Genomic DNA, 16,582 nt, shown 5'->3' with positions numbered 1-16,582 from the left:
CACAAGGCTACCGCACACGCACCCGGCGCGCCTCAGGCGGCCTGTGACGATTTCTCCTGGAACGCCGCCTCCATCTCCTTCAGTCCCATGGCGCGCGGCATCCGCCCCTCGTAGCCCAGCTCCTGGCGGGCCTTCTCGTCGCTCACCGTCACCTCGCGGCCGATGAGCAGCACCTCGGTGCGGCTGAGCGGCGGCCGGCCCGGAAGCCCGAAGGTCCCCCACGCGAGGTCCGCCACCGTGGCCACCACCGCCGCCAGGCCATACGGAATCGTGCTCGTGCCCGGGTCCACGCCCTGCGTCTTGAGCATCGCGGTGACGAAGTCCCGGAACACCACGGGCTCCCCGTCCGTGAGGAAGTACGCCTCGCCGCCCCGCCCCTTCTCCGCGGCCAGCAGCATGCCCTCCACGCAGTTGACCACGTGGCAGGTGGAGCTCAGGTAGCGCCCGTCTCCCACCCACTTGAAGCGTTTGGTGCGCACCGCGTCCACCATCTGCGGCAGCACCGACGTGTCGCCGAGCCCCCACACCAACCGGGGCCGCACCGCCACGGTGGTGAAGTCCGCCGAGTTCACGCTCAGCACCCGGCGCTCGGACTCGTTCTTGGTGGACGGGTAGTCGCCGATGGGGCGCTCGGGGAGCGGCCAGGACTCGTTGGCCTTCACCAGGGGCGTGCCGTCCGCGAGCACCGCCTCCGTGCTGACGTGCACGAAGCGCCGCACCCCTGCTGCGCGCGCGGCCTCCAGGACACGCTCCGTGCCGCGCACGTTGGCCTCGTAGTACTCCGCGCGAGGGGCCCACGACTTCACCAGCGCGGCCGAGTGGAAGACGGTGTCGCAGCCCTGCATGCCGCGCGCGAGGACGTCCACGTCGGACAGGTCGCCCTCGAAGGGCTCGCCTCCGGCGGCCGCCACGGTGGACATGGCGACGGGCGAGCGCGCCAGGGCACGCGCCGGCTCGCCGCGCGACTTGAGCGCCGCCAGGAGATACCTGCCCACGAAACCGGAACCGCCGGTGACGAACGCCCGCATGGACCGCTCCTCCACGAATGAGGTCCCGGGCTCCTACCACCTCCTGCCCTCGGGGCGGTAGCCACCCGGGCCCCTGGCGGGCCTGCCGTGTCAGAACATGTCGCGCAGGGACGGCTGGGGGCCGCCGAACAGGGCCATCGCCGAGCGCACCGAGGCGTCATCCGCCTCCACGAGCCCCACCGAGCGCAGCGCGGCCGCGGACTGGAAGCCCGTGTACAGCGTCGCGAGCTGGCGGATGTCCAGCTTCAGCCGGCCCTCGCCTCCGCGCGTCACGCGGCCCACGCCGTCCTGGACGTCGAGCACGAAGCGACCGCGGTTCTCCTCGAACAGCTCGTCGGCCACCTCGAGGTGCAGCGAGCCGGACAGCCCCGGCGTCCAGCCTCGCGACTCGAGCGCGCGCCGCACGTCGAGCACGCGCGCCATCCAGTGCATGTAGACCTTCACGGTGTACGACTGCTCGCGAAGGAGCAGGAGGAACGGGTCGTCCGGGCCGCCGTACCAGACGACCTCCGTGCCCAGGGAGTGGTGGTCACCGAGGAAGCGCAGGAGCCGGCGCGCCGCCGCCGGGGTGCTGGCGACCAGGTCGGTCAGGGCCAGTTCCTGGCGCAAATCCTTGAGGGGCCTGCGCGCGAGGTAGACATAGCCCTCGATGCCGGAGGCGCCCTCGACGAGATAGCCGTGGACCTGCTCGGAGCGGGGGTTTCGCACGCGGGTCCACGAGAACTCGCTGCGGTCCAACCAGCCCGGGCGGAGGCTCGCCTCGCGGTTGTAGCAGGCGGAGATGGCGGCCTCATCGCGCGGCTCGATGGCGCGGAGTGACAGCGTGCGCTCGCCCATCTCGAGCGCGGCCATCTGCACGCGGATCTCATAGCGGGCTCCAGCCTGTTCGTAGCCGGCGCGCCGGTAGAGCGGCTGGGTGGCGGGGTACAGGATGGACAGCGCGGCACCGGAGGCACGGGCCTCCTGGACCAGCCGGGTCATCAGGCGACTGGCGGTGCCCTGTCCGCGGTGGACAGGGGAGACACCCACGCCGCCCACGCCGACGACGGGCACGCTGCGTCCGCCGAACCACTGTCCCTTGCGGATGGAGACCAGGGTGCCGGCGACCTTGCCACCTTCGCGCAGCAGTCGGAGGTCGTTGGAGTCCAGGCGCTGTCGCCACGCGGCGCAGTCCGCGGGCGTCATGGCATAGGCATGCATCAAGATGTCCGACACGGCGGAGATTTCCTGCTCGTCTCTCGGCGGTCCAAAGTCGTCCGACGTCGCTTCCACGTCTGATGTCCTCCTGCCGGGCACATCCGCGAGCCCACGCGGCATCCTACCGGCGGTCCACCTCCTGCTCACGAAACTGGCGCGAGGCGGCTGACGCTGGCGGTAGCATGGGGTTCCCCCCCCGAAAGGACGTCGCCTTGCGATTCGGCGCCTGCGCCGTGGTTGTGCTGCTCCTGTCGGCCTGCGCGACGTCGGCACCTGAGCCTCGGGAGCGCACGTCCCGGAGCCCACGGCTCGCCAATCTCCAGCGAGCGGCCTCGCTGCCGTGGATGGACCAGGACCGGTGCGCCGTTCGCGAAGCCTCCCAGCCGTGGCCCCTGCTCGCGGAGCGGTGCTATCGGGCCCTTGACCATGACCGGCTCGAGTTCCGTGACACCACGGGGAGATGCTCGGTGGCCTCCACTGGCGCCGCCGCCGTGGCGCTCGGACTCTGTGTCCTGGCGGCTCCCGAAATCATCGTGGGCACCATCATCGTCCTGGGTGTCGTGGTGGTCGCCGCGGCCATTCACGATGCACTGGAGGTGCATGAGCTACGACACCGCTACGCCGAGGAAGCGGGAGATACCTCCGGAACGACGCAGACGCTCGGAGCAGCAGAAGGCAACCGGAAGCCTGAGCGGGCCCCCGAGGAGCAGGGCGCACAACCGCCTGTGCCACCTCTGCCCGTGGGCCGCTCGCGCCATCCCCACTGCGAGCCCGTTCCCGTGCCACGTGCCTCCAAGGATGTGGCCCACAATGCCTGTGCCGACAGCTTCCCACCCAATCGGTACCCCGGCATGGACGTGAGCGTGAACGGGATTCGCTTCGATGCACTGCAAGTCGGCGCGCGCGTGCTGTGGGAAATCAAGACCCACCGCTTCGACACATACAATGGCTTCATCCAGGAGCAGGAGCTCGCGAAGGAACTCGTGCAACTGAGCAAGGAGCGAGACACGGCCATCGACTGTGGATACGACTTTGTCGTCGGCGTGAGCACCGAGGCACACCGGGACGCGCTGCTCAAACAGGAATCCAACTTCACGATCGTCGTCACGGGATGCCAGAGATGACCCCGCAGAGCCCTCTCGTCCTCAATGTCTACGCGCCGGCGCTCACAGGTGCCGACCCACGGCCGCTCGCCACCGTCCAGGGGCTGGAGCACGCCTTGCCCGGCTTGCGCTTGGATCGGACGGTCACCGAAAGCCGACGGCTCGCCGCTCTGCCTCAACGCGATGAGTGGTTGACCGAAGCGGGCATGCGCGGCGAGTTCCCGTTCGTCTGCAACGGCGACGAGCGTCACCCGGTCATCATTTCGGGACGCCTCCGCTCAGCGAACGTGAGCCCGGGGAGGCGGCCACAACTCCAGGTCCATGCGAAGCTGCCGCTGGATGCGACGGTTGCCACTGCCGCATCAGCCGTGCTCGAAGCCGTGGCCGAGGGCGTACAAGCCTTCTGGGGTCATGCGACACCGGATGACGCCACACTGGACATCGCGTTCCAGACAGCCCCCACACGGGAGGGACCACCCGCGCCTCGCCGGGGACTGCCTGCCCTGAAGCTCTTCCAGCACATCCGTCTGCCCGAGATTCCCTATCACCTGGGATGGTTGAACTACTGGTCCGCGGACGCCGTGCGAGCCCTCGGATTCCCGGACCCTTCGCTCGACGCCGAGTTGCTGTCGCGAGCGCGTCGTACGGAGTCGGGCGGGTGGCTCGTGCAACTCACCGAGACTCCGCTCGACCTGGACAGCCCCGCCCACCTGGAGACGCTCCTGCGAACCTACGAGCGCTTCCCGGAGATAGGCGGACGCGTGTCACGCTGACTCCGCCTCACGTCCCGACGCGCTTCATCTTCGCGTAGAAGGACGGCGCCAGCAGGTACGCGAACGTCGCGTCGCCGAACCCCAGCAGGTCTCCGTCCCGCAGGTGCATCTCCCCCCCGGACTCCACCTCCTGGGCGTTCACGAACGTGCCGTTGCTCGACTTGAGGTCCACCAGCGTGCACCCCGCGGACGGTCCCCACCAGCACAGCTTCGCGTGACGCTTGGACACCGAGGGCTCGTTGACCACCAGGTCGCAGTCCGGCTGCCGCCCCACCGTGAGCACGTCCTGTCCGCCCACCGGCGGCAGCGTCGCCACCGTGAGCGCGTCGAAGTGCAGCCACAGCGCCACCTGCTGTCGCTCCAGGCTGGGGATGTCCCGCGCCATCGTCGTGCGCGCCGCGCCCATCTTCAGCGCCAGCTGCGCCATCACCGGACTGGGCGGCTTCTGCACCAACACGAACGGCCCCACCTGCTTGCAGAAGAAGGCCTCGGTCAGCCGCGAGCTCAACGCACGCAACTCCTGAACCGTCATCATCGCGACTCCCCCAGCGCTCTCACGCGCGCGATTCTGCGGGCACCCCCGTCACGCGTCGAGTCTTCTCGTCACCGAATCCTCCCACCCCTCCCCCAACGCCTTGAGCCGCAGGGGCACATCCAGCCGATGCGCGAGCCAGTGCCCCAGGTGCTCCACCGGCCTCCGGTCCACCGTGTCCCGCATCAACTCGAACGAGCCGTCGGCCGACCTCAGCCACAGCGAGAACACGATGTCCCCTCCGTCCTCCGAATCCTGACGGCGCCGCGTCACCTCGAGCCGCTCCACCGGATAGCGCACCGCGTGAATGCGTCCCAGCCCTCGCGACCTGCGCACCAGCGCCCCTGGACGCACCTCCCAGGCATTGACGCCTCGCAGCGTCCACAACGCGAACCGCAGCATCCACGCCGCCAGCCCTCCCAGCACCCCCATCAGCAACAAGGCCACGACGCTCGTCCCGTCGAAGAGCTGCCGCCAGCCCAGGAGCAGCATCGACAGCAGCAACACCATCCCCAACACCCCCTGCACCCAGGCCCAGCGGACCCGGGTCGTCCGAGCCGGCAGGACCCAGACACCTCCCTCCACGGCCACCACCTCCCGCCCCATCGGCGCGACGTGCCTCAGCTCCGAGACGGGCCCACCCAACCCCGACACCTCCCGCATCCGCGCCCACAGCGCTTGATGCTGCTCCGCCGTTCCCCCCTGGGACAAAGCCACCTCTTCTCCCGTGTGCCGCAGCCCCATCACCGCCTGGCCTTCACGTCGGAGATACACATCCACGAGCCCGGAGAAGTCGATCCGCGTGGACCGCCCCCACGGACCGACCATCGAGCGGCGCGTCACCCCTCGCGGGTCCACCGTCACCTCCTCCCGCACGAACATCGCCCACAGCAGCCCCACCTGCGCCACGAGGCCCACCGGAACCCAGACGCACAACCACAGCGCCAGGAACAGCACCGCCAGCACCGCGCCCCAGCTCGACGTGAAGCCTTGCGGCGCATCGACCGCCAGCGGGACGGACCTCAGCAGCGCGAGCACCAGCTTCCCGAGCGCCGCGCCGGGCACCACCACCCCCGCCAACCACCCCACCGTCCAGAACACCCAGCCGAGCCCCATCATCACCCGTGAGTGCGCGGAGGGCCCGAACCTCGCCCGCCAGACCTCGCCTTCCTGGGTGAGCCACGTCACGCGATGCCTCCTGATGAGCCTCCGTGTGCCCCGGTCACAAAGGCCCGTGCCCACGATGAAAAGTCTGTCACCCCGCTGTCACGTCCGCGACGACGAAGCGCGTTCATGCCTCCTCGTCGGACTCCTGGCCGTAGCGCTCGTCCCGCGTGGTGAGGATGTGGCGATAGGGCACCACGCGCACCAGCTCCGCCACCGTGGTGATGCCCGCGTCCACCTTGTCCAGCGCGTCCTCCACCAGCGTGCGCAGCCCATGAGCCCGCGCGTGCCGACGCAGGTGCACCGTGGGCTCGCCCCGGGCGATGAGGTCCTGCAGGTCCGGGTCCACCACCAGGAGCTCGAAGATGCCCAGACGCCCCTTGTAGCCCGTGTGGTTGCACGCGGCGCAGCCCTGCCCCACCTGCGTGCGCACGCCGTTCAACAGCCGCCCCAGCAGCTTCGACTGCTCGTCCGTGGGCCGCATGTCCACGGTGCACTGCGCGCAGATGCGCCGCACCAGTCGCTGCGTCAGCACCGCCAGCAGCGAGTCCGCCACGTCCACGTCGTCGAGCCCCAGGCCACGCAGGCGCGCCACCGCGCCCACCGCGTCCGCCGTGTGCAGCGTGCCCAGCACCACGTGCCCCGTGGCCGCGGCCGTCAGCGCCATGCTGCCCGTCTCCAGATCACGCACCTCGCCCACCAGCATCACGTTGGGGTCCTGGCGCAAGAGCGCGCGCAGCAACGTCGCGTACGGCATCTGCGGCGTCACCTGCTTCTGGTTCACCTTGGGGACGTAGTACTCGATGGGGTCCTCGGCGGTGACGATCTTCTTCAGCCCGTCGTTCAGCTGCGCCAGCGCCGAGTACAACGTCGTCGTCTTCCCGCTGCCCGTGGGCCCGGTGACGAGCACCAGTCCCTCCGGATTCGCCAGCAGTTGCAGGAAGACGGCCTGCATCGCGGGAGACATGCCCAGCTGCGCCACCGGCACCAGCCCCACGCTCGCGTCGAGGATGCGGATGACGACGTCCTCCCCCGCGGGGCTCGGCACCACGCTGACGCGGAAGTCCACCACCTTGCGCCCCTCGGGCCGCTCGACGAGCGCGCGCAGCCGCCCATCCTGGGGGCGCCGGCGCTCCGTGATGTCCAGTCCCGCCAGCACCTTCACCCGGCTGACGACGCCCGGCAGCGAGCGCGGGTCGATGTCCGTGTACGACTGGTGGAGGATGCCGTCGATGCGATAGCGCAGGTCCACGTCGTCGAAGTAGCTCTCCACGTGGATGTCGGAGGCCTTCAACTCCACGGCGCTCACCAGCACGTGCTCCACCAGCTCCACCGTGGTGGGCGGATTCGACATGCGCGTGCCGGGCGTCAGCACCACGTCCGCGGTGACACGCGGCCCCGCGCCGAAGCCCACCTCCAGCGCGGACTCGATTTCATACGGGTTGAGCCGCACCACGCGCAGCGGCCGGCGCAGGAACTCGGTGATGAGCTCCAGGACGGAGGGCTGGTCGGGGTTCGTCATGCCCACCGTCACCGGCGCGCCGTCAGCCTGGGGGTCCACCTTGTCCAGCACCGCGACCTGGTTGCGACGACAGAAGGACTCGGGCAGCCGGCGGAGCGAGGCACGGTCCAGGGTGAACTGCGCGAGCTCGGCGAACTGAGAGGGGGTGTCCTCGGCCATGTCCCGTCCGGCTTAGCAGCCTCGTCCCGGGGAGCGCCATCCTCTGGCGTCCCTACTCCTCGAGCTCTCGCTTGAACCGCACGCCGAGGCGCGGCGCCAGCCAATCGCCCAGGTGCTCCATGCGCGAGCGCTGCGAGCCGGCCTGGGACAGCTCCATCTGGCCCGAGCCCGTGCGAATCCACAGCGAGAACACCTCCCACGTGCTCCCGTCATGTTCGCTCTCGGTCCGTCGCAGCTCGAGCCACTTCACCTGATGACGCACGCGCTCGGGAGTCCCCAGGCCATGCCAGACACGCTCCAGTGAACCCGGGCGCAGCTCCCACTCCCATCGCGCCTGGAGCGCGGGCAGCGCGTTCAGCCCCGCCCAGATTGCCGCGGCCACGAGCACCACCGCGAGCAGCGTGTCCTCCACCGTGAGCCCATCGATGGACTGACGCCAGCCCACCATCGCCGCCGAGGACATCAGCAGGAGCGCCACCCCGCCGCGGACCCAGGCCTTCTGTGCCACATCCCCCCGGTCGTCGCGCAGCACCACGACGCCATCCGGGAGCGTCAGGGTCTCCTTCCCCCGGGGCACGCTCTTCTCGGGCTCCAGCGGCGTGGGCCCCAGCTCCGAGAGCGTGCACAGCATCTTCCACAGCGCATCGTGCTCCGACGACAGCCCCAGTGAAGCCAGCCGGACCACGCGGCCCGAGTGCAGTTGCAGCTCGACGCCGCCGATGGGCTTCGGCACGGCCGCCACCTCCGTGAACGGCAGGTAGCACCGCTCGCTGCCAGGGCCGTTCCACCGCCTCCACGTCACCCCTCGGGTGTCCATCGAGACCTGGTCCTCGCCCCAGAGCGAGCGCAGGAAGAAGCGCCCCACGCGGACGCCCACCACCAGCCACACCGTGAGGAAGGCGATGAGCGCCAGGCCTCCGAGCACCAGCCCCACCGCCTGGACGTTGCGCATGTCCGAACGGAGGCCCATCGGCGCGGGGTCGAACGACACCCGAAGCACCTCGACGAGGAGGTCCAGCCCCAGCTTCAGGCCCCCCAGCCCCACCGCGCACCAGACCAGCAGCATGACGCCATGGAGCGCGCGACGCTGAGGGTCCGCCTTCAGTCGCGTCTGCCAGACCGGTACCGCCCTCGCTTCGGCCATCCTGTGCTTCCCCCTCGATGCGCGACGAGCACGCGCTGCCTCCTCAGGCACTCGGGCCTCGTGAGGAAAGCGTGTCACCGCATTGTCACCCACCCGCCGTCGCGCTGCTATCCTCGGCCGCCATGAAGCGCCCCACGGAGCCGGACGCGCCCGCGATGCCGTCGCTGCTCGTCTTCGCCATCGCGGTGCTGCTCTTCGGCTCGCCGCTCCGGCGTCTGTGGTTGGCGGAGGACGCGCCCGGCTACCTGCCCTTCGTCGTCTGGCTGGGCGTCATCGCCCTGGGCGGTTGGGCCGCGTACCGGGGCGGTGGCCATGACGCTTGAGCTGGGCTCGCTCGTCGCCGCGTCCGTCGTCTACCTGCTCGTGCTGTTCCTCGTCGCCTACGCGGCGGAGCGGGGCCTCATCTCCTCGCGCATCACCCAGCACCCGCTGGTGTACGCGCTCGCCCTGGGCGTCTACGCCACGTCCTGGTCCTACTTCGGCAGCGTGGGCTACGCGGCCCGGCACGGCTACCGCTACCTGGGCATCTACCTGGGCGTCACCCTGGCGTGCCTGCTCGTGCCCGTGCTGTGGCGCCCGCTCCTGCGACTGACGCGTGAGCTGCAGCTCACCTCGCTCGCGGACCTGCTCGCCTTCCGCTACCCGGGACAGACGACGGGCACGGCGGTGACGCTGTTCATGCTGGCCGGCAGCCTCCCCTATCTCGCGCTCCAGGTGCGCGCGGTGGTGGAGTCCGCGAAGGTGCTCAGCCCGTCGGCCTCGCCCACGCTCGTCGGCATGGGCTTCTGCGCGGTGCTCGTCGTCTTCTCCGTCCTCTTCGGCGCGCGCCACCTCACCCCGCGCGAGCGACACGAAGGGCTGATGCTGGCCATCGCCTTCGAGTCCGCCGTGAAGGCGGTGGCGCTCGTCGCCGTGGGCGCGTGGGCGGTGTCGCAGGTGTTCGGCGGCGTGGACGGATTGTGGACGTGGCTGGAGGCGCATCCGGAGGCGGTGGAGCAATTGCAGCGCCCCGCGCGCGAGACGTCGTGGGCGCCCCTGCTGGTGCTCTCGTGCGCGGCGGCGTTCCTCACCCCGCGCAGCTACCACGTCGCCTTCACCGAGGCGCCCGAGAAGGACGCGCTGTCCACCGCGACGTGGGCCTTCCCGCTGGTGCTGCTGGTGATGAACCTCGCGGTCCCCGTGGTGCTGTGGAGCGGCGAGGCGCTGGGGCTGCCCTGGCCCGCGGACTTCCACCTGCTCGCGGTGCCCGCCTCGCGCGGCGCGACGGGACTGGCGCTGGTGGCCTTCCTGGGGGGCGTGTCCGCCTCCAGCGCCATGGTCATCGTCACCACGCTGGCCCTGGCGCCCATGTGCCTGACGCACCTGGTGCTGCCCCTGGGCTACGCGCGCGGCCAGCCGCACCTGTACGGCTGGCTGCTCTGGGCGCGGCGGCTGCTCATCGCGCTCATCATCCTGGCGGGCTACGGCTTCTACCGCCTGCTCGACACGCGGGGGATGGGGCTGGTGGACCTGGGCCTCGTGTCCTTCGTCGCGGTGGCGCAGTTCGCGCCCGGCGTGCTGGGGCTGCTCTTCTGGAAGCGGGCCACGCGCGCGGGGCTGCTCGCGGGCCTGGGCGCGGGCGCGGCGCTGTGGATGGTGACGCTGGTGGTGCCGCTGTGGGCCTCGCCGGGCGTGGTGGCGTGGACCCACCGCGTCTCGGCGCTGCTCGGCTTTCCGAGCGACGAGCCGTGGGGCTTCTCCACCTTCGCGTCGCTGACGCTCAACACGCTCGCCTTCGTGGGCGTGTCCCTGGTCACCCGACAATCGCAGGCGGAGACCGAGGCCGCGCGGGCGTGCACGCGGGAAGGCCCCGGGCTCGTGTCCGGCGGCGTGGAGGCCGGCTCGCCGCGTGAGTTCCGCGAGCGACTGGCACCCCTGCTCGGCGAGGAGGCCGCGTCGGCGGAGGTGGACCGCGCGCTGGAGTCGCTCGACATGTCCCCGGACGAGCGGCGCCCCTCCGAGCTGCGCCGCCTGCGCGACGGCGTGGAGCGGAACCTCTCGGGCCTGTTGGGTCCGGTGCTCGCGAGGCTCACGGTGGCGGAGGCGCTGCGGCTGGAGCCCGGCACCCGCGCGGCGCTGGCCGAGCAGCTGCGCTTCGTGGAGGAGCGCCTGCGCGACGCGCGCGGCATGCAGGGCCCGGTGCGCGCGGTGGAGGCGGTGCGGCGCTACCTCAATCGCATCCTCGAGGACCTGCCCCTGGGGGTGTGCACCGTGGGGCCCGACGGTGAGGTGGTCATCTGGAACGCCGCGCTGGAGCGGCTGTCCGGGGTGCGCGAGCACGCCTCGCGAGGCCACCCGCTGGCGGACCTCCCCGCGCCCTGGGGCTCGCTGTTGTCCGCCTTCTCGGCCGGCGCGGAGGCCGACACCGAGACGCGCGTCGTCGTGAATGGCGCCGAGCGCACGCTGCGGCTGCACCGCTCCCGACTGACACCCGACGAGGAGGGCGGCGGCACGTCCGAGGGCATGGCGCTGCTCGTGGAGGACCTGACGGAGAAGAAGGCCGTGGACGCGAAGCTCGCGCACCAGGACCGGCTGGCCTCGCTGGGCCGCGTGGCGGCGGGCGTGGCGCACGAGATTGGCAATCCCCTCACGGCCATCGCCAGCCTCACGCAGAACCTCAAGTACGAGCTGGACGACGCGGAGGCGGTGAAGGAGCGCACCGCGCTCATCCTCCAGCAGTGCCGACGCATCGACGCCATCGTCCGGGCGCTGGTGGGCTTCAGCCACGCCGGCACCGTGGGCGGCGAGGCTCGCCCCTTCGCGCGCGTGGAGGTGGGGCCGCTCCTGGCGGAGGCGCTCCAGCTCGCGCGGATGGCGCGCTCGGCGACGCGCTCCCGCGGGGTGAGCTTCGAGCACCGCGGCGCCGAGGGGCTGGTGGTGCTGGGCGACGCGCAGCGGCTGGAGCAGGTGCTCGTCAACCTGCTCACCAACGCGGTGGATGCCTCGCCCGAGGGTGGGCGCGTGGAGCTGGAGGCGCAGGCCCAGGAGGGCCGCGTGCACCTGCGCGTGCTGGACCGGGGACACGGCATCTCCTCGGAGCTCACCCAGCGCGTCTTCGAGCCCTTCTTCACGACGAAGCAGCCGGGCGAGGGCACGGGCCTGGGGCTCGCGTTGGTGGCGGGCATCGTGCGCGAGCACGGCGGCACCATCCAGGTGGACAACCGGCCCGGGGGAGGGACTAGCGTGACGGTGAGCCTGCCCGACGCGCGAAGCCACCCGCCCCCCGCGCGTCCCGTCCCGGGAGCCACCCTGTGAGCCGCATCCTGGTCATCGAGGACGAGCCCATCATCCGCACGGAGCTGCGCCGGCTGCTCGTGCGCGCCGGGCACGACGTGTCCGAGGCGGGCGCGGTGCAGGAGGCCGCGAGCGACTACGCGCTCGACTCCTTCGACCTGGTGCTGTCGGACCTGCGGCTGCCGGGCGCGCCGGGCACGGACGTCATCGCGCTGTGTCCCGGGGTGCCGGTGCTCATCATGACCAGCTACGCCACGGTGAAGTCCGCGGTGGACGCGATGAAGCTGGGCGCGGTGGACTACATCGCCAAGCCGTTCGACCACGACGAGCTGCTCCTCCAGGTGGAGCGCGTGCTGCGCGAGGGCAAGCTCACGCGGCAGAACGCGGCCCTCAAGCGCGAGGTGGAGCAGTCCTACTCGGTGAGCGGGATGGTGGGCGGCTCCGCGGCGATGCGCGACGTCTTCGAGCGCCTGCGCAAGGTGGCCCCCTCCCCCGCCACCGTGCTGGTGCTCGGGGAGTCCGGCACGGGCAAGGAGCTGGTGGCGCGCGCCCTCCACGCGCAGAGCCCTCGCGCGGACGGCCCCCTCATCTCCGTCAACTGCGCGGCCATCCCCGAGGGCCTCCTGGAGAGCGAGCTGTTCGGCCACGAGAAGGGAGCCTTCACCGGCGCGCTCACCGCGCACGCGGGCCTGGTGGAGGCCGCGCACGGCGGCACGCTCTTCCTGGACGAGGTGGGCGAATTGCCCGCGCCCGCGCAGGCGCGCCTGTTGCGCATGCTCCAGGACGGAGAGGTGCGGCGGGTGGGCTCCACGCGGCCTCGCAAGGTGGACGTGCGCATCGTCGCCGCCACGCATCGGGACTTGCCCCGCCGCGTGCAGGAGGGCGCATTTCGCCAGGACCTCTACTTCCGGCTGCGCGTGGTGGAGATCCGCCTGCCGCCCCTGCGCGAGCGCGGCGAGGACCTGCCCGTGCTGGCGAAGTACCTCCTGGAGAAGGCGTGCCGCAGAATCGGCCGCCCGCCCGCGACGCTGTCCCCCGAGTCCCTCCAGGCCCTGATGACGCACCCGTGGCCCGGCAACGTGCGCGAATTGGAGAACGCCCTGGAGCGCGCCGTCATCCTCTCCGAGGGCCCCGTCATCACCCCGGACCTGCTCGCGCTGGAGCTGCCCGGTGGCGAGCTGCTCGACGCCGCCGAGCCCGCCGAGCCGGAGCCCGAGGAGACGGGCGGCGGCTCCATGGAGGAGTACTTCCGCCGCTTCGTGCTCGAGAACCAGGAGCACATGGGCGAGACGGAGCTGGCCAGGCGTCTGGGCATCAGCCGCAAGGCCCTGTGGGAGAAGCGCCAGAAGCTCGGCCTCCCTCGCACCCGCGCATGACGCACCGCCGCGCCGTCCTCGACGCGACAGGTCGCTTGCGCACGATTCGTTACGACGCATTGCGCGATTCGTTACCGAGGTAACGCACACGTCACCTTCCGTAACACCCTGACGCGCCGAGCCAACCTGCAACGTCCCGAATCTTGTCGGAGGCGGGGTTGGCCGGAGTGTTGCTCAAGGAGGGTGCATGCCCCCCTCCCCCCTGCGCTCGTCGCCGCTCCTGGTCGCGCTCGCCGTGGTCCTCCTCCCGCTGGGCTCCGCAATCGCAGGCAAGATAACCATCAACGACGAAGCGAACCTCAACATCAACCTGCTGCTCCAATCGCAGGCACAGGTCATCAAGGACGGGGCGCCCAGCGGGGGCGTGGGCACGGACTTCTTCATCCGCCGGGTGCGGCTGCTCGTCTATGGCAACGTGACGAAGCGCCTGTCCTTCTTCATGGAGACGGACCAGCCCAACTTCGGCAAGGACAACAACTACAACGTCGACTTCTTCGTCCAGGACGCGTTCGTGTCCTACGAGTTCGCGGACAAGCTCTGGGTGGACGTGGGCATGCTCATCGCCCCGTTCTCGCGCCACAACCTCCAGGGCGCCATCGCGCTCAACTCGGTGGACTACCACTCGAGCGTCATCCGCTTCACCGCGGGGGTGGGGAAGATATGGCGGGACATGGGCGTGCAGCTGCGCGGCTTCGCGGGGCCGGTGGGCTTTCGCGCCGCCATCATGAACGGCGCCGAGGGCACCAAGCGCGAGGACGCGCCCGCCGTCAACCCGGATGACCTGCCGCGCGGCGTGGCGATGGTGCGCTGGAACTTCCTCACCCGCGAGGAGGACCTCTTCTTCCAGGGCATCTACTTCACCGACAAGCCGCACCTGTCCGTGGGCGTGGGCGCGGACTACCAGCCCTCCGCCATCGCCACCGCGTCGGGCGTGCACGACTCGGTGGCCTTCTCCGCGGACACCTTCCTGGACTGGCCCATGGGCCATGACCAGGAGCTGGTGTTCCAGACGGGCGTGTTCCACTACCGCCAGGGCATGGACAACCCGCAGAGCGGCACGGGCGTCCAGGCGGAGCTGGGCTACCGCATCGCCAAGGTGGAGCCCCTGGTGTCCGTCGAGTACTTCAACTCGCGCGTCACGAACCAGGACTCGCTCATCTTCCGGCCCGGCTTCAACGTCTGGTTCCAGAAGCACACGTTCAACCTGAGGACCGAGGTCGCCATCGCGCGCGTGGGCGACCTGTCCAACGCGGACACCGGCGTCACCGGCACCGCGCAGCTCCAGTTCTTCTACTGACCCCCTGCCCGTCGAGGACCCCCGATGACTGCCCAGAAGGATTCGTTCGTCGCGCCCAAGGAGCACTTCTCCCGCCAGGCGCACGTGAAGAGCATCGACGAGTACCGCGCCCTCCACGAGAAGAGCCTGCGCGAGCCCGAGGCGTTCTGGGGCGAGCAGGCCCAAAGGCTCACCTGGTTCCACCCGCCGGAGGCCATCCGCGAGGTGGACGCGGAGCAGGTGGACTTCTCCTGGTTCAGCGGCGGCAAGCTCAACGTGGCCTACAACTGCGTGGACCGCCACGCGCGCGAGCGCCCCGGCAAGGCCGCCATCATCTGGGCGAAGAACGAGCCGGGCGAGTACGAGACCATCACCTTCCGCGACCTGCAGCACCACGTGGGACGCGTGGCCAACGTGCTCAAGGCCCACGGCGTGAAGAAGGGCGACCGCGTCTGCATCTACCTGCCGATGATTCCGGAGCTGGCGTACACCATGCTGGCGTGCGCGCGCATCGGCGCGGTGCACTCGGTGGTGTTCGCGGGCTTCTCGTCGGAGTCCTTGCGCGAGCGCATCCTGGACTCGGGCGCGAGGGTGCTGGTCACCGCGAACGAGGGGCCTCGCGGTCCCAAGAGCGTGCCCACCAAGGCCATCGCCGACGAGGCGGTGGAGGGGCTCACCCAGGTGTCCTCCGTGCTGGTGGTGCGCCGCACCTCGCGCGAGGTGCCCATGGTGGAGGGCCGTGATTCATGGCTGGACCAGGAGATGTCGCGCCACCGCGGCGTGTGTCCGGCCGAGTGGATGGACGCGGAGGACCCGCTCTTCATCCTCTACACCTCCGGCTCCACCGGGAAGCCCAAGGGGGTGCTGCACACCACGGGCGGCTACCTGGTGTACGCGGCGACGACGCACCACTACGTCTTCGACGTGCGCCCCGACGACGTGCACTTCTGCACCGCGGACCTGGGCTGGGTGACGGGCCACAGCTACCTCCTGTACGGCCCGCTCACCAACGGCACCACCACCGTGCTCTTCGAGTCCACGCCGTCCTATCCGGACTCCGGCCGGCTCTGGCAGGTGGTGGACGACGTGAAGGCCACCGTCCTCTACACCGCGCCCACCGCGCTGCGCGCGCTCATCAAGGAGGGCGACGGCTTCGTGAAGAGGTCCTCGCGCAGGTCGCTGCGGCTGCTCGGCAGCGTGGGCGAGCCCATCAACCCGGAGGTATGGCGCTGGTACCACGACGTGGTGGGCGAGGGCCGCTGCCCTATCATCGACACGTGGTGGCAGACGGAGACGGGCGGCATCCTCATCTCCCCGCTGCCGGGCGCGACGCCGTGCAAGCCGGGGAGCGCCACCCTGCCCTTCTTCGGTGTGGAGCCGGTGCTGCTGGACGACGAGGGCCGCGTCATCGAGGGCAACGGCGTCAGCGGCAACCTGTGCCTGGCGCGCTCGTGGCCGGGGCAGGCGCGCACGCTGTACGGCCACCACCAGCGCTTCGTGGAGACGTACTACTCGCGCTTCCCCAACCTGTACTTCACCGGCGACGGCTGCCGGCGCGACGAGGACGGCTACTACTGGATTACGGGCCGCGTGGACGACGTGCTCAACGTGTCCGGCCACCGGCTGGGGACGGCGGAGGTGGAGAGCGCGCTGGTGGCGCACGAGGCCGTGGCCGAGGCCGCCGTGGTGGGCTTCCCCCACGACATCAAGGGCACCGGCGTGTGCGCCTTCGTCACCGTGAAGCCCGACTGGCAGGAGACCTCCAGCGAGCAGATGGTGGGCGCGCTCAAGGAGCAGGTGCGTCACGTCATCGGCCCCATCGCCACGCCGGACCGCGTCGTGGTGGTCAACGGCCTGCCCAAGACGCGCTCGGGCAAGATCCTGCGGCGCATGTTGCGCAAGATTGCGTCGGGCGAGACGGAGAACCTGGGTGACTCCACCACCCTGGCGGACCCGACGGTGCTGGACGAATTGCTCACCAAGGCCACGCCCGTGCAGGCGCGGCGCTGATTCCCACCCCTACCCAGGAGCTCAA

The 16,582-nt window shown here is 70.6% G+C and carries 13 protein-coding genes; 7 read left to right on the top strand and 6 right to left on the bottom strand.

The annotated features are described in order from the left end of the window. Nucleotides 1-32: 32 nt before the first annotated feature. Nucleotides 33-1,028, bottom strand: a complete 996-nt coding sequence (locus K8625_RS02325) for an NAD-dependent epimerase/dehydratase family protein (RefSeq protein ID WP_223781716.1) — start codon at nucleotides 1,026-1,028, stop codon at nucleotides 33-35. A 90-nt stretch (nucleotides 1,029-1,118) separates the two neighbouring features. Then, on the bottom strand, nucleotides 1,119-2,300 hold the full coding sequence (eis, locus tag K8625_RS02320; protein ID WP_223781715.1) for a GNAT family N-acetyltransferase: 1,182 nt from the start codon (nucleotides 2,298-2,300) through the stop codon (nucleotides 1,119-1,121). A gap of 392 nt (nucleotides 2,301-2,692) precedes the next feature. On the opposite strand from eis, the gene K8625_RS02315 reads away from it, so the two are divergent. Both K8625_RS02315 and K8625_RS02310 read left to right on the top strand, forming a co-directional pair. Beyond that, nucleotides 2,693-3,349, top strand: a complete 657-nt coding sequence (locus K8625_RS02315) for a DUF6310 domain-containing protein (protein WP_370640357.1) — start codon at nucleotides 2,693-2,695, stop codon at nucleotides 3,347-3,349. Then, complete coding sequence (locus tag K8625_RS02310) at nucleotides 3,346-4,101, top strand: DUF5953 family protein (RefSeq protein ID WP_223748059.1); 756 nt, start codon at nucleotides 3,346-3,348, stop codon at nucleotides 4,099-4,101. Before K8625_RS02315 ends, K8625_RS02310 begins: the two co-directional genes overlap by 4 nt. Nucleotides 4,102-4,108: 7 nt before the next feature. Here the strand turns inward: K8625_RS02310 and K8625_RS02305 are convergent, their stop codons facing one another. The 4 genes from K8625_RS02305 to K8625_RS02290 form a co-directional block, all read right to left on the bottom strand. Further along, a complete protein-coding gene (locus K8625_RS02305; protein ID WP_223781713.1) occupies nucleotides 4,109-4,636 on the bottom strand; it encodes an FHA domain-containing protein in 528 nt (175 codons plus the stop codon). Nucleotides 4,637-4,684: 48 nt separating this feature from the next. Next, complete coding sequence (locus K8625_RS02300) at nucleotides 4,685-5,821, bottom strand: hypothetical protein (RefSeq protein ID WP_223781712.1); 1,137 nt, start codon at nucleotides 5,819-5,821, stop codon at nucleotides 4,685-4,687. Between the two features lie 103 nt (nucleotides 5,822-5,924). After that, entirely contained in the window at nucleotides 5,925-7,478 is a 1,554-nt protein-coding gene (locus tag K8625_RS02295; protein WP_223781711.1) for a GspE/PulE family protein, read from the bottom strand. A 52-nt stretch (nucleotides 7,479-7,530) separates the two neighbouring features. Beyond that, complete coding sequence (locus K8625_RS02290) at nucleotides 7,531-8,622, bottom strand: hypothetical protein (protein WP_223781710.1); 1,092 nt, start codon at nucleotides 8,620-8,622, stop codon at nucleotides 7,531-7,533. Nucleotides 8,623-8,744: 122 nt separating this feature from the next. Here K8625_RS02290 and K8625_RS02285 point away from each other — a divergent pair, with 122 nt between their 5' ends. The 5 genes from K8625_RS02285 (at nucleotide 8,745) to acs (ending at nucleotide 16,557) form a co-directional block, all read left to right on the top strand. After that, entirely contained in the window at nucleotides 8,745-8,945 is a 201-nt protein-coding gene (locus tag K8625_RS02285; RefSeq protein ID WP_046715727.1) for a hypothetical protein, read from the top strand. Further along, on the top strand, nucleotides 8,935-11,916 hold the full coding sequence (locus K8625_RS02280; protein ID WP_223781709.1) for an ATP-binding protein: 2,982 nt from the start codon (nucleotides 8,935-8,937) through the stop codon (nucleotides 11,914-11,916). The genes K8625_RS02285 and K8625_RS02280 overlap by 11 nt, the downstream gene beginning before the upstream one ends. Continuing rightward, nucleotides 11,913-13,271 (top strand): sigma-54 dependent transcriptional regulator, encoded by a 1,359-nt coding sequence (locus K8625_RS02275; RefSeq protein WP_223748054.1) that lies wholly within the window; start codon nucleotides 11,913-11,915, stop codon nucleotides 13,269-13,271. Before K8625_RS02280 ends, K8625_RS02275 begins: the two co-directional genes overlap by 4 nt. Nucleotides 13,272-13,458: 187 nt before the next feature. Continuing rightward, nucleotides 13,459-14,568 (top strand): porin, encoded by a 1,110-nt coding sequence (locus K8625_RS02270; RefSeq protein ID WP_223781708.1) that lies wholly within the window; start codon nucleotides 13,459-13,461, stop codon nucleotides 14,566-14,568. Between the two features lie 24 nt (nucleotides 14,569-14,592). Continuing rightward, a complete protein-coding gene (gene acs, locus K8625_RS02265; protein ID WP_223781707.1) occupies nucleotides 14,593-16,557 on the top strand; it encodes an acetate--CoA ligase in 1,965 nt (654 codons plus the stop codon). The last annotated feature ends 25 nt before the right edge of the window (nucleotides 16,558-16,582 follow it).

This window comes from Myxococcus sp. AS-1-15, assembly GCF_020037055.1.
GTDB lineage: Bacteria > Myxococcota > Myxococcia > Myxococcales > Myxococcaceae > Myxococcus > Myxococcus fulvus.
Note: the sequence above shows the minus strand (reverse complement) of the source record. Positions and strands in the feature narration are given on the sequence as shown.

Bases quoted from the DNA above. Each gene is read 5' to 3' on its own strand.
- K8625_RS02325 (WP_223781716.1), bottom strand. From the start codon at position 1,028: ATGCGGGCGTTCGTCACCGGCGGTTCCGGTTTCGTGGGCAGGTATCTC.
- K8625_RS02310 (WP_223748059.1), top strand. From the start codon at position 3,346: ATGACCCCGCAGAGCCCTCTCGTCCTCAATGTCTACGCGCCGGCGCTC.
- K8625_RS02305 (WP_223781713.1), bottom strand. From the start codon at position 4,636: ATGATGACGGTTCAGGAGTTGCGTGCGTTGAGCTCGCGGCTGACCGAG.
- K8625_RS02295 (WP_223781711.1), bottom strand. From the start codon at position 7,478: ATGGCCGAGGACACCCCCTCTCAGTTCGCCGAGCTCGCGCAGTTCACC.
- K8625_RS02290 (WP_223781710.1), bottom strand. From the start codon at position 8,622: ATGGCCGAAGCGAGGGCGGTACCGGTCTGGCAGACGCGACTGAAGGCG.
- K8625_RS02285 (WP_046715727.1), top strand. From the start codon at position 8,745: ATGAAGCGCCCCACGGAGCCGGACGCGCCCGCGATGCCGTCGCTGCTC.
- K8625_RS02280 (WP_223781709.1), top strand. From the start codon at position 8,935: ATGACGCTTGAGCTGGGCTCGCTCGTCGCCGCGTCCGTCGTCTACCTG.
- K8625_RS02270 (WP_223781708.1), top strand. From the start codon at position 13,459: ATGCCCCCCTCCCCCCTGCGCTCGTCGCCGCTCCTGGTCGCGCTCGCC.
- acs (WP_223781707.1), top strand. From the start codon at position 14,593: ATGACTGCCCAGAAGGATTCGTTCGTCGCGCCCAAGGAGCACTTCTCC.